The organism is Parasphingopyxis sp. (assembly GCF_052168295.1).
Taxonomy (GTDB): domain Bacteria; phylum Pseudomonadota; class Alphaproteobacteria; order Sphingomonadales; family Sphingomonadaceae; genus Parasphingopyxis.
In genome coordinates this window covers 68,980-81,507 of sequence record NZ_JBQLZN010000067.1, presented here as the reverse complement: position 1 = coordinate 81,507, position 12,528 = coordinate 68,980, and the positions used below count along the sequence as shown (strand labels likewise).

General features: G+C 61.9%; 9 protein-coding genes and 1 tRNA gene. 4 read left to right on the top strand and 6 right to left on the bottom strand.

Annotated elements, in window-relative coordinates; genetic code table 11:
- From ACTS1Z_RS11215 to ACTS1Z_RS11205, 3 genes are all read left to right on the top strand, one after another.
- A partial coding sequence (locus ACTS1Z_RS11215; RefSeq protein ID WP_442624551.1) for a winged helix-turn-helix domain-containing protein occupies positions 1 to 1,115 on the top strand: 1,115 nt, incomplete at its 5' end.
- Positions 1,108 to 1,716 (top strand): GNAT family N-acetyltransferase, encoded by a 609-nt coding sequence (locus tag ACTS1Z_RS11210; protein WP_442624550.1) that lies wholly within the window; start codon positions 1,108 to 1,110, stop codon positions 1,714 to 1,716. The genes ACTS1Z_RS11215 and ACTS1Z_RS11210, both read left to right, overlap by 8 nt.
- A 144-nt stretch (positions 1,717 to 1,860) precedes the next feature.
- On the top strand, positions 1,861 to 3,339 hold the full coding sequence (locus tag ACTS1Z_RS11205; protein ID WP_442624549.1) for a WS/DGAT/MGAT family O-acyltransferase: 1,479 nt from the start codon (positions 1,861 to 1,863) through the stop codon (positions 3,337 to 3,339).
- Positions 3,340 to 3,462: 123 nt separating this feature from the next.
- On the opposite strand, the gene ACTS1Z_RS11200 is transcribed toward ACTS1Z_RS11205, so the two are convergent.
- Both ACTS1Z_RS11200 and hspQ read right to left on the bottom strand, forming a co-directional pair.
- Entirely contained in the window at positions 3,463 to 4,257 is a 795-nt protein-coding gene (locus tag ACTS1Z_RS11200; protein WP_442624548.1) for an esterase/lipase family protein, read from the bottom strand.
- Between the two features lie 66 nt (positions 4,258 to 4,323).
- Complete coding sequence (gene hspQ / locus ACTS1Z_RS11195; RefSeq protein WP_442624547.1) at positions 4,324 to 4,707, bottom strand: heat shock protein HspQ; 384 nt, start codon at positions 4,705 to 4,707, stop codon at positions 4,324 to 4,326.
- Between the two features lie 127 nt (positions 4,708 to 4,834).
- On the opposite strand from hspQ, the gene ACTS1Z_RS11190 reads away from it, so the two are divergent.
- A tRNA-Ser gene (locus ACTS1Z_RS11190) sits at positions 4,835 to 4,923 on the top strand.
- Positions 4,924 to 5,092: 169 nt separating this feature from the next.
- Here the strand turns inward: ACTS1Z_RS11190 and ACTS1Z_RS11185 are convergent.
- The 4 genes from ACTS1Z_RS11185 to ACTS1Z_RS11170 form a co-directional block, all read right to left on the bottom strand.
- Positions 5,093 to 6,583: a CehA/McbA family metallohydrolase gene (locus tag ACTS1Z_RS11185; RefSeq protein ID WP_442624546.1), complete on the bottom strand. Its 1,491-nt coding sequence runs from the start codon at positions 6,581 to 6,583 to the stop codon at positions 5,093 to 5,095.
- A 2-nt stretch (positions 6,584 to 6,585) separates the two neighbouring features.
- On the bottom strand, positions 6,586 to 9,033 hold the full coding sequence (locus ACTS1Z_RS11180; protein ID WP_442624545.1) for a TonB-dependent receptor: 2,448 nt from the start codon (positions 9,031 to 9,033) through the stop codon (positions 6,586 to 6,588).
- Positions 9,034 to 9,570: 537 nt separating this feature from the next.
- Complete coding sequence (locus ACTS1Z_RS11175; protein ID WP_442624544.1) at positions 9,571 to 10,488, bottom strand: glycerophosphodiester phosphodiesterase family protein; 918 nt, start codon at positions 10,486 to 10,488, stop codon at positions 9,571 to 9,573.
- 144 nt (positions 10,489 to 10,632) lie between these two features.
- On the bottom strand, positions 10,633 to 12,510 hold the full coding sequence (locus ACTS1Z_RS11170; protein ID WP_442624543.1) for a TonB-dependent receptor domain-containing protein: 1,878 nt from the start codon (positions 12,508 to 12,510) through the stop codon (positions 10,633 to 10,635).
- Positions 12,511 to 12,528 lie beyond the last annotated feature (18 nt).

The window sequence follows — 12,528 nt, the reverse complement described above, 5'->3', positions numbered from 1 at the left end:
CGGCGACGCCGACCGGGCCGCTCGACGTCATGGGGATCATCCGCGATCTCGGCTTCGTCCAGCTCGATACGATCCGCGCCGTCGCCCGCGCGCACCATCACATTCTCTGGTCGCGCAACCAGAATTACCGCGAGCCGATGCTGGGGCGGCTGCTCGCCGACGAGCGGGCGGTCTTCGAACATTTCACCCATGACGCCTCGGTCCTGCCGATGGACTATTATCCCTATTGGCAGCGGCAGTTCCGGCGGCTCGAACAGAAGATCCACCGCTGGGAAAGCACCCGGTCCATGCTCGACGCCGAGGGCCGGGCAGCGATCAAGGCGCGGATCGAGAAGGAAGGCCCGCTCTCCACCCATGCCTTCGACACCAAGGCGCCGGCCAAGGCGATGTGGGTGCGCCCGCCGCACAAGATCGCGCTCGACTATATGTGGTTTCGGGGCGAGCTGGCGACATCTCACCGGGAGAATTTCACCAAATTCTACGATCTCGCCGAACGCGTGATCCCCGATCATCTGCGCGCGGCCGAGATAGCCGACGAGGCGCAGATCGACTGGCTGTGCCGGTCGGCGCTCGCCCGGCTGGCCTTCGGCACCGAAGGCGACGTCATGCGCTTCTGGGACGCGGCGGCGCTGCCCGAGGTCAAGGCCTGGCGCAAGGCGAATGCCGGCGATCTGGTCGCCGTCGAACTGCAATGCGCCGATGGCGGCACGCTCAAGGCCTTTGCGCATCCCGATATCGAACGGCGGCTTGCGGATCTGCCGGCGCCGACCTCGCGCCTGCGCATCCTCAATCCCTTCGATCCGGCGGTGCGGGACCGGAAGCGGCTCGCGCGCCTGTTCGGCTTCGATTTCCGGATCGAGATTTTCGTGCCCGCCGCCCAGCGCAAATGGGGCTATTATGTCATGCCGCTGCTCGAGGGCGACCGGTTCGTCGGCCGGATCGAGGCCAGGGCCGATCGGAAAAAGGGCGTGCTGACGGTTCACAATGTCTGGCCCGAACCGGGCGTCCAATGGGGCCGGGCGCGGCGGGACAAGCTCGCCGCCGAACTTGACCGGCTGGGGCGTTTCGTCGGATGCCGGACCGTGATCTGGCAAAACGAGGCGCGCGATGGTTGAACTGCTGATCCGGCTTCCCGACGATATCCGCCATGCGGACCGCGTCGACTGGCGGACGATCGGTGCGATCACGGGCGATGCGTTTCAGGACGATCCCGTGTCGCGCTGGATATTCGGCAACAGGCGCGCCATGCCGGCGATCTTCGGCCGCCAGGCGCGGCATCTCTACCTGCCGCGCGGCGTTTGCCATCTGGCCGGGGACAGCGGCGCGACGATGTGGCTGCTGCCGGGCGCGAGCAAGGCCGTGTCGCCGCTCGCCACGCTCGACATCGGCTTTCATATGACGCGGCTCGCCGGGCTGGCGGCGGTGCGGCGCGGCATGGCGGCCGAGGCCGAGATGACCCGCAAACGCCCGAAAGAGCCGCATGCCTATCTCTTCACGATCGGCGTCCGCTCGTCCGCGCGGGGAACCGGCCTCGGACACGCCCTGCTCGCGCCGATGCTCGCCGCCTGCGACCGGGCCGGGCTGCCTGCCTATCTGGAGAATTCCAACCCGCGCAATCACGGCTTCTACGCCGGCCACGGGTTCGCGCATATGGAGCATTTCGAACCGGTCCCGGGCGCGCCGCCGCTCGAAGCCATGTGGCGGGAACCGCGCTGACCGCCGCATTCGCCGCCTGTATCGTTTCGGGATGGACGCGGCCGTCGATGGCCCGGCAGTATCAAATTTTGCCGAATTGCCGTAGCGTAAATCGCAGCAGACAGAGAATCCGGCCGGAACCGGACCTGCCGAGGGGAGAGAATGATGCAGCAACTCAGTCCGATGGACGCGGCGTTCGTTTATATGGAAACGCCGTCCACGCCGATGCATATCGGTTCACTGGCGATCTACGATCCGTCGACATCGCCCAACGGCAAGCTGCGCTTCAAGGAGGTGCTGGCCTTTATCGAGAGCCGCCTGGACGGCGCCTGGGCCTTTCGCCGGCGGCTGGTGCGGGTGCCCTTCGATCTCGATCATCCCTACTGGATCGAGGATCCCGAATTCGATCTCGAATATCATGTCCGCCATATCGCGCTGCCCGAACCCGGCGACTGGCGGCAGCTGTGCATCCTCGCCGCGCGCCTCCACGGCCGCGCGCTCGATCTCACCAAGCCGCTCTGGGAGTTCACGGTGATCGAGGGGCTCGACAATATAGAGGGGCTGCCCAAGGGCTGCATCGCGATCCTCTCCAAGGTCCATCACGCCGCGATCGACGGCATGTCGGGCGTCGAGATCACGACCGCGGTGCACGACGTCACGCCCGACCTGCCCGAGCGCCAATTCGACATGGAGTGGAAACCCGACAACAAGCCCGCCGATGCCGAACTGCTCGTGCGCGCGCAGATCAACGCGGTGCGCCAGCCCTTCAAGATGGCCGATATCGTCGCGCGGAGCATTCCGGGCCTCGCCAAGGCGGGCGCGGGGCTGCTGACCCGCGATCTCAAGCTGCCGGTCCGGGGTACCGCGCCCAACACGCTGTTCAACCGGACCGTGTCCTCGCACCGCGTGTTCGACGGCGTGCGCTTCGATCTCGACGAGATCAAGGCGATCAAGGCCGGGATCGGGGGGGCGACCGTCAACGACGTCGTCCTGTCCATATTCGGCGGCGGCCTGCGCAAATATCTGATCTCGAAAAACGATCTGCCCAAGGACGAAATGACGGCCATGGCGCCGATCTCGGTGCGCGCCGAGGACCAGAAGGCCGATCTCGGCAACCAGGTCTCGGCGATGATCGTCGGCCTCGGCACGCATATCGAGGACGCGGTCGAGCGGCTCGAACATGTCCATGACGCGGCGCAGAAGTCGAAAGAGCTCACGAACGCGATCGGGGCGCGCAATCTCTCGCGAATGAGCGGGATGACGCCGGGGGCGCTGATGGGGCTCGGCGCGCGGCTCTATGCGCGGGCCGGCCTCGCGAACGCACATTCGCCGGCCTATAATTGCGTCGTCACCAATGTGCCCGGCCCGCCGATGGATATCTATTTCGCCGGCGCGCGGCTGATCGAGCAGTTCGGCGTCGGGCCGATCTTCGACGGGATGGGCCTGATCAACATCGTCTACAGCTCCGGCGGGACGCTGACCCTGTCCTTTACCGCCGATCGCGATGCGGTCAGCGATCCGGAAAACTATGCGGCCGCGCTGCGCGAGACGTTCGAGGAACTGAAGGCCGCGCTCGCCGCGCCCAGGCCCGCGAAGAAGAAGGGCGCGAAAAGGACGGCGAAGAAGAAGGAAAAGGCCGGGTAAGGGCTGGTTTGGCGGAATAACGAAAGCGGCATTGCGAGCGCAGCGAAGCAATACGGGGTATTAAGCGCAGACCTTTGCAGCTCTGGATTGCCGCGGGCCCTCGCAACGACGATGGGTTCTGCGCTAGTTCCGCGAGGGGAAGATCGCCGACTGAATCCCGCTCGCCTCGAACGGAGCCCATTCGCCTTCGGCCTGGGCCAGCCGGTTGGCGACCAGGTACAGCACCGTTCCGTTGACGCCGAGGCCGCAATGGCTGCCATAGACTTCGACATTTTCCGAATGGTGGCTTTCGGTGACCTGGCAGTTCTGCCACGGCACGACGCCGTCGGCCTTCGTATAGACGGCCGTCGTCGGCACCTTGGGCGCCGCGGCGAGTTCGGCCATCTGCTCGCGCACCTTGTCGCTGCTGACCCGTTCGCCGGTCGCTGCTTCATAGACGCGCCACACGGTCGTCGATTGCGCGCGGCCGCGCAGCGGCGAGCCGAGGGTGACCACCTGGCGGATCTTGTCCGGCACCCGCTCGCTGAGCTGGCGGGACATCGAGCCGCCGAGGCTCCAGCCGACCAGGCTGACCTTCTGGCCCGTATCGTCGTGAATCCGGTGGAGCTTCTCGATCAGATGCTCGCCGTCGGCGCCGATCGCCCGCGGGCCGAGATTGCGGCCGAGGTCCCAGCAATAGGTGTCGTATCCGAGCCGGTCGAGATAGCGCCGCATGATCCGCGTCGATCGGCCGCTCGCCATGAAGCCGGGCAGCACCATGACGGGATGCCCGTCGCCGCGCGGCGCCGAATAGAGGAGCGGCGAAGAGAGCGGCAGCGCCGCCATCTCGAACATCGCCCGGTGCAGTTCAGAAAAGGCCAGAAGGCGCGAGGGGCGGGATACCGCGGACGGATCCATTGCCGGTGCTGCTGTTGCCAAAACTATCGTCTCCTACCGTTCATGTGGTTCTTGTCTGTTCCTGTCGGTTCCACATGCCGGCGGGATTTAATGGCGGTGTTCGGGCCGCAGCGTGTAGCGGCCCCGTTCGATGCCGTCGAATATCCCGGCAATGGCCGGATGGTCGACGGGCTCGTCGCTTTCGTCGTGCAGCAGATTCTGCTGGCTGACATAGGCGACGTAACTGCTGTCCGCATTTTCGGCCAGCAGGTGATAGAAGGGCTGGTCCTTGCGCGGGCGGATATCCTCGGGAATCGCCTCGTACCAGTCCTCGCTGTTGGCGAAGACCGGGTCGATATCGAAGATCACGCCGCGGAAATCGAACATGCGGTGCTTCACGATATCGCCGATCGTGAAGGTCGCATGGGCGATCGGCGGCGCGTCTTTCGCCAGTTCGCTGCGCTCGCGCGGGGAGGGAATATCCGGGTCCATTGGCGAATAATGTAGGTCCGGGGCCCTTTCGTGGCAAGGACCGTCTTGGCAAGCGCTGTGGGGTAAGCTAAGGCGCGCCGCTTGAACGGCCCGCCCGGCGCTTGTCGCCGGTGCACCAGACTCATGCGGAGAGGTGCCGGAGTGGTCGAACGGGGCGGTCTCGAAAACCGTTGTGCCTTATGGGTACCGTGGGTTCGAATCCCACCCTCTCCGCCAAAACATTAAGTAATATCAAAGATTTAAACGCCTAATTCTCAGGCCACTGCAAATTCGTTCAGGCTAAAGCAAAACCATTTCGTGGAATAATCCATGGCACGTCGGAGCATGTATCGAACATGATCCGATCATATCGGCAAGTTAAGATACGAGTTTGAGGGCTACGCTATCATTGTCGTTCAGAAGAGAGATAGATCGGATTGCCGATGATTAGCAGGCGGCCGGTCCGATCTCGAACGTTCGCCCGTACCCAACTATGCCGCTCCGGAGCCGGCAATTCGAAGACGAGGGCGGTGCCTTCCTCAACGATATGTTCATCTGCCAACACCGAAATCGCTGCGCCGTCGCGGATGATTTCCACCGTACATGTAGAACATTGACTGACGGTCAACCGAAAGGCGATCGTCTCGCCATCGCGTACGGCGAGGCTATCGCCCATCACAGCTTCACGGTCTCCCGCGCGCGCAGCAAGATCGAGTATGCGGCCGGACGGTCCCACAAGATCGATGAAGACACGACCTGACCGCACCCCTTCGATAAGGGCTGGAAGCGAAAGACCGCGGGCCCAGACCGCCGTCGACACCCGTCCGATGGCGCGCGGATCGGGGATCTCCAATTGTGCGTTGTGATTGTCGCTGCCGCCGATGCCCGTGATCCGATAGCCCTGGTTCAGCAGCTCATGCCAGAAGGGAATGCCGGATATGGGGGATTCCACTACACCGCCTGCCGCGGCGATAGCACCGCCATTGGCAATCTCGATGGCGCCAATGCGCGACCAATCGGTGTTCTCGGCCGTCCATCCGCACCCCATACATCGTGCATCGGAGGGCAGGCCCGGATGGTTGATCGAAAACAGGCCGCCGCGCGCTTCGGCCTGATCAAGCATTGCGTCCATCGTCGGCATATCCTCGCTGCCCAGGCGAAAATCGATAAAGCCGGTGGGACCGAAGAGATTAGCATGGCCGTAAAAGGTCGTGATTTCGCGCCCCGGCACGAGTAGCAACCTGTCGAATGCTGGCTGGAGCGCTCGCATCTCGCCAAAATGCGATATCGTGTTATGTTCGGTGATCGCGATGAAATCGAGACCGCGGTCCGCTGCGGCCGCGACGCTGCGATAGAGAGGGCAGGGGGAACGGGCGCCGCTCATGCTGGCGCACATTCCGTCGCTATGACCCGTATGGGCATGAAAGTCTCCGCGATACCAGTCGGGTTCGGACCGTATTGGCGCCTCGGCGAAACCGGCCGGTGCTGTTGCCGCGTCGTCGAAAACGATCTCGGCGCGATAATCGGCGGAGGCTCCCGTACCGGCATTCGGAACGCCGAGGATCAGCGTCCATTCGCCCGCCGGCATCGCACCGGCAAGATAGGAAGGCGTTGCCTCTGTGATGCCGACCGTGAAGCGCGCCTTGTTACCGCCGCTCCACCCGCGGAACCGTTCGCCGTCGAACAGGCCTAGGTCGATGACCACATTGGCGTCGCGGTCATATTCGAAGGTGACTGTTAGCGCCGTCACACCGTCTGGCACGGCAAAACGCCGTTCGATGTAACTCTGATGATCGGTGCCGCTGATCGTTCCGGTCAGAACCATATCGGGCGTCTGTGCGTTGGCGGCCCGCTCCCATATGAACAGGGCAACCAGCGCAATGATCGCATATTTCACCGTCAGAACCGGACAAGCGCAGCGGCGCGGAAGCTGCGCCCCAGTATCGGTCTAGCGAGATAGAATTCGGCGCCGGCATCGCCGCTGATGAACTGGCCGGCACGCGGATTGCCCTCGGTCAGGCCGATCTTATTGGTCAGATTGTCGCCATAAACATAGAGGGAGAAATTGTCCGTAACGTCGAACCGCGCGCTGGCGCTGAGTACCGTATAGGCGGGCAGTTTCACCTCGTTCGCCGCATCGGCGAAGCGATCACCATAATATTCGATTACGCCCTGAATGCGCACGCGCCCGTCGAGCAGGTTGAGGCCCGGAATAACGCGAAAACTGAATTCGGGTACGCGCAACAACTGATTGCCCGAAAAGCTGGTTGGCACCGGATCGCCGTCCACCACGGCGGTGAAATCGAAATTGCGGAATTCGGGGTTCTGATAGGTGGCGTTGAACGTCAGGTCGAAAAATTCGACTGGCCGGATCACGCCCTCGGCCTCGATGCCCCAGGTCTCGGTATCGGCAAATTCGGTGCGCTGGATAAAATCGCCGGTCGCCGGGTCGAACACATTTTCGTTGAACCGCACGCCCTCGAAATAGGTGTAGAAGCCGGTCAGATAGAGATCGGCGAAAGGTGCCGAATATTTGATGCCGAGTTCGGCAAGTTGGATTTCCTCTTTGACGAGATCGGTTCGCGTCGCGCTGCCCAGAAAGTCGGTGGCGTTGGGCAGGCGGAAGGTCTGGGTGTAGCGCCCGAAAATGCCGAAATCGGGGTTGAACTGCCAGTTCGCGCCGACCGTGAAGCCGAAATCGTCGAACGTGCGGTCGAAGAAATTCGCGGTTCCGGTGCCAGTCAGCACCTGATCGTCGGCGATAGTTGTTGGGACGCCGAGATCGACGCTCGTCGTCTCTCCGACAAAACCCTGAAATTGCAGTTGCTCCCAGCGAATGCCGAAGTCGAGCCGCAACTCGTCGGTAATCGACCATTCGTCCGACGCGTAGAAGGCGATGACTTCGGATGTATTTTCGGCATTGTTGAATTGGCTGCCATAGCGCGAAATGCCGTTTTCGGTCGCGATGAAGAGCGGATTGCCATCGGCATCGACGGCGACGACATCGAGCAGCCGCGCATTATCCGCGACTTCGAGCAACGCGATACTGCCGAACCGGCGGAAACCGACATCGAAAGTGGAGAAATAGAAGCCGATGGCGATGTCGTGCATACCGCCGGCTTCGAATTGGCCTGCGATCCGCACATCGTTGGTGATCTCGTCGATCGGAATCTCGACCGAGGACAGCACGGCATCGCTCGTCAGCCCACTGCCATTCTGTCCGACCGGATCGAACAGCTCTCCGGTATCGGCATAACGCAATTGCACATCGACCGCGCCTGGCACGGTGGCTAACAACTGCGCGCGGACCCCATCAAGACGGTCGGCCCCGCTGACTATAGTCGCGGGGAAAAGCCCGTTCCGCACAGTATCGGAGGTGCGATAGCGAAACCCGTTCTGGATTTCGAAGCCGCCGCCGAGTTCGAGCTCCAGCCGCGCGGTGATCTGCGTCAGCTCGATATCGGTGCCGCGGCTGAGATCGAACAGGAAATCGCCGCCGACATTGCGGAACGTGAGATCGTCGGTCGGCCGCCCGGCATAGGTGCCGAACTGCGCATCGAACCCGGGCACTTCGGCCGTATCGCCGTCCGCGTCGAAGGTCAGCGGGACCGGCAGGAAGAAGGTCACGCTGTCGTTGAGATGTTTGACATCGACGAAGAACCTGCCGGGGCCGACTTCGCCCGAAATGTTCGCCCGGATCTGACCGCCCTCATTGGCGCGGAATTGCGTATCGCGGATGCCGTCGTCGATCCGATAGAAGCCGCCGAAGCTGAACCCGATATCCGGGCCCAGCGGCCCGCCGATCCAGGCGTCGCCGCGATAGAGATCGTAATCGCCGATCTGGGCACGGAACAGACCTTCGAACTCATCGCCGCCGCGCCGCGGGATGAAATTGACGAGGCCGCCCGGGGCATTGGATGCGAAAATGGAAGAAGGCCCGCCGCGCACGGCCTCGACGCGCTCATAGGTCTCGTCGAAGCGGAAGGACTGGTCGGCGTTGAGAAAGCCGAGACCCGGGTCATGCTGAACCGGCAGGCCGTCTTCATAGAGCCCGATTGCGGAATAGCCGTCCCGCGGAATGCCGCGCACGCGAATATTGTTCGATGCTTCGCCGCCCGACGCCTCGACCCAGAAACCCGGCACGCTTCTGAAAATATCCGCAACGCTGAGCGGATTTTCCAGCCGGAGCCGTTCTTCGTCCAGCGTCGTGATTGCGTAGCTCGCCTCGTTGCGCAGAAGCTCACCGGCCCCGGCGCGGCCGGTGACGATGATGACGTTGGGATCGTTCAACAAATCGGGATCGATATCATTCGCGCCCTCATTTTGAGCAAAGGCTGGCGCTGCCATCAGCGCCAATCCGCAACTTCCGATTAAGAACCGACTCGTCCGCATCGCGACCTCCCTGATTGTGCAGCTGCGAGCTAGACGGCATAGGTGACAGGGGAGCTACCGAGTGAAGTCATTGGAATTACAGTATTTAAGCGGATATCCGAAAATTCTGCACGCGACTGCGGGAATGCTTGGATAGAGGCGCTCCGGGAGGATCGAAGCAATCGCCATGCCGGTAGAAAACCGGGTCGATCCGATAAGCTGTCCGATATTCAGAGTCTCTCGAGGCGCATTGCACTCCGGTAGATCGCGGTGATGATATAGATCATCTCAGACATGACCGCTAATCTCTGACCGTCACATTCCTTAGTTGAGAAGATGAAAGGCGATGGGCCGATACTGTGTCGACGGTCGCGAAGCCGTCGACCCGGGTGCCGCCATCCCCAGCCGTAACAGAACATTCTTTAGGACGTTCGGCGGTTCGCCCTCGCCATAGCGAATAAGACGCGCCGATCATTATGCTTCACCACGGCGCGCATGCCGCAGCCAGTGACCCTAACGATCCGTGCCGACGTTCCCCAGACTTGCCGTGCACAACGCGACTGCGCCCCGGGCGTTCTGATCGGACTCGATCGCATCGAACGCGATGTGGTGGAGGTCGCTGGAAAGGATATCGACACCCATATCGGCGAGCCTGCGGTAGATCGACGTATCGCCGGAATTGGCCACATCATTGTCTATATACCAGAGCGAACCGAAGGCGACGACAACGCCTTGTTCGTCGAGCATCGACCAAAGCTCGGGCAACGGAGTTGCGCTGACGCCGGTCCAGGCCATCAGGCGATCGGCGTCGAGCCCAGCGGAGCGCAGCGTGTCGAGCTGCTCCGCGCTCGTAATTTCGACTGACACGGAGATATGGGGATCGGCAGCGGCAGCCGCTAGCGCATCTTCCACCGTATAGGCAATGACTGCCGCCCGATCGCGGGCGCCGGAACGGACAACGAAGCGGGTAAGATCGGCGATGTCGACACCCTGTTTGACGTCGAGCTGAAGCAATGTGCGTCCTTCGGCCCATTCCAGTGCTTCGGCGAGGCTGGGCGTACGGAACGCAGTTTCAGCGCCGTCATTGTCGACAAGCCGATAACGTTGGAGCGTTGCCCAGTCCGTAGCATCGAGACGGCCCTCGCCCGTGGTCGTGCGATCCAGCGTTTCGTCATGCATCAATACATAGACACCGTCCGCAGTTTGCCGCACGTCCACTTCAAGCAGAAAGGGACCGCGCGATAGCGTGTGTGCGAATGTCTCGATGGCGTTTTCCGGATAGCCGGGTTCGGGGCCACCGCGGTGACCGCTGACCAGCGTAACGTCGGCGTCGTTCAGGCAATGGAGATAATCGGTCGGACGCGTGGACGTATCGATAGGCGAGGCGGCCGAGGCGAGTTGCACGAGGAGAGCGAAAACAGAGATCAGCATGGCTTGTCCTTCATATGCAAGGTGGCGGTATCGAAAGCGTCTTGCGCAAGACATATGTCTCGCCGTCCCAGTCGAAGCGCGCCCCTACCGAGAAACTGAGGCCGCAAATACGCCAGAAACGGGCGGACCGGGTGCAGATCATCGCTAGAACCGGCCGCGCACGCCGATCGAAGCGGATCGCGGTGCGCCGCGATAGGCCTCGGGTTGTTCATATACCTCGTCGAAGAGATTGTTGATTGAAAGAAACACTTCCATTTCGTCGGTCAGGCCGATCGCACCGGCCAGAGTGACGATCTCATAGCCGTCGATCAGATCGCCGACCGCGAGGAAAAACCCGTCATCGTCATAGGTTATGTCCGCGCGCCGACCAACGTCCAGATATCGCAGCGAAAGCCGGACATTGTTTCGCGGGTTCCATTCCGCCGATGCGGACCAGGAATGTTTGGGCCGGCGCAACAGGCGAGCGCCGGTGTTGGCGTTGATGGCGTCCGTATAGGTATAGTCGAAGCGCAGCCTCAGCTGGTCGACCGGCGATACATCGGCGAAGACCTCGAAGCCGTCGATTTCGGCCAGTCCGACATTCTGGTTCTGTCCGGTGAAATTGACGAAATCGAAGACATTTTCGATCAGGTTTTCGATCCGGCTGTCGAAATAGGTGAGGCCGAACCGCCATGCATCGTCCCGGCCGCCGATCGGAATGCGGGTTTCGAAACCGATTTCCCAGGTCTCCCCGTCTTCCGGTTCGAGATCGGGATTGGGTGTGACGAAAGGCGAGGATGAAAAGCGCTCAGACAGCGTCGGCGCCTTGAACGACGTGCCCCAGGCGGCAGTAAATCTCGTGTTGATTCCATCGACATGGACGACAGCGCCGACATTATAGGTGCCCTGCGTGCCGAAATCCTCAAACTCGTCGACACGCGCCGATGCTGTGAAATCGACAATACCGCCTATGCCGATCGTGGCGAGCAGATACGCCCCATAGCTATATTCGTCACGCGACAGCGGATTGGAGAATTGCGGATCGACGGCGATCTCTTCCAACTGATACTGACCGCCGAAGGAAATTACAGGGTCGATAAGTCCGCCGGTATCGCTCGGCGTCCAGCTGTTCAGCCATTCGACAAAGGTCCTTTCGCCCTCGGCAGTGTCCGTGATCATGCCGTCGTCGATAGACTGACGTTCATTGAGAACCTGGCCGACGCGAAGCTTGGTTTCGAACCCGCCCGACGGACTCGTCCAGATGCCGCCGATCCGCCATATCGTGTAATTGTCCTCATCGACTCCGATGTCCGGATCGTCGGCGCGCTGGAAACCGGTTGGCCCGCCGGAAAATGTGTCGAATTCGGACGCGGCATTACGCACGCGCAGCAAAGCCTCGCCGGAAAAGCCTCCACCAAACTCATAGATTCCCAAAACAGTGGCCGCGATGAAGTCCGCGCCGTCTGGATCCCCGGTCCGGGTGGACATGCGCTCGGGGATCTCGTCGAAACCGTCCGTATCCAGCGCTTCGAATGTGAAGTTGTACCGCAGCCGATCCATCGTACCTGCGGCGCCGACGACGCCGCGAAATGTCGAGAAATCGCCGGCCGATGCTTCGAAATAGGGCGCGAAGGATTTATCCGCGCCGATCCGCGGAATGATGTTGACGACGCCGCCCACCGCATCGGACCCGTATACCGACGAGAGCGGACCGCGGACGACCTCCACGCGCTCGGCATCGCCCAGCAGATCCTGCCCGAAGTTGAACTGCCCGTTTGGCGCCGAGGCGTCATTGAGTCGAATGCCATCGAAAAGCGCGAGCGTATGTTTCGAATTCGAGCCCCTTGCGAAAACCGAGGTGATCGATCCCGCCGGCCCCGATTGCACCGCATTGACGCCCGGTACAAATGCCAGCGCATCGGCTAGCGTCTGGATGTTGTTGAGTTCGATCTCCTCCCGGTCGATCACGTCGATCTGTGCCGGTATACGGTCGATCGCCGTTTCGTTCCGCGTTGCGGTAACGACTATGGCATCGCCAACCATCGTCACATTTGTGCGGGT

Coding starts and splice junctions, on each gene's coding strand:
- ACTS1Z_RS11210 (WP_442624550.1), top strand. CDS start 1,108: ATGGTTGAACTGCTGATCCGGCTTCCCGACGATATCCGCCATGCGGAC.
- ACTS1Z_RS11205 (WP_442624549.1), top strand. CDS start 1,861: ATGCAGCAACTCAGTCCGATGGACGCGGCGTTCGTTTATATGGAAACG.
- hspQ (WP_442624547.1), bottom strand. CDS start 4,707: ATGGACCCGGATATTCCCTCCCCGCGCGAGCGCAGCGAACTGGCGAAA.
- ACTS1Z_RS11180 (WP_442624545.1), bottom strand. CDS start 9,033: ATGGCAGCGCCAGCCTTTGCTCAAAATGAGGGCGCGAATGATATCGAT.
- ACTS1Z_RS11175 (WP_442624544.1), bottom strand. CDS start 10,488: ATGCTGATCTCTGTTTTCGCTCTCCTCGTGCAACTCGCCTCGGCCGCC.
- ACTS1Z_RS11170 (WP_442624543.1), bottom strand. CDS start 12,510: ATGGTTGGCGATGCCATAGTCGTTACCGCAACGCGGAACGAAACGGCG.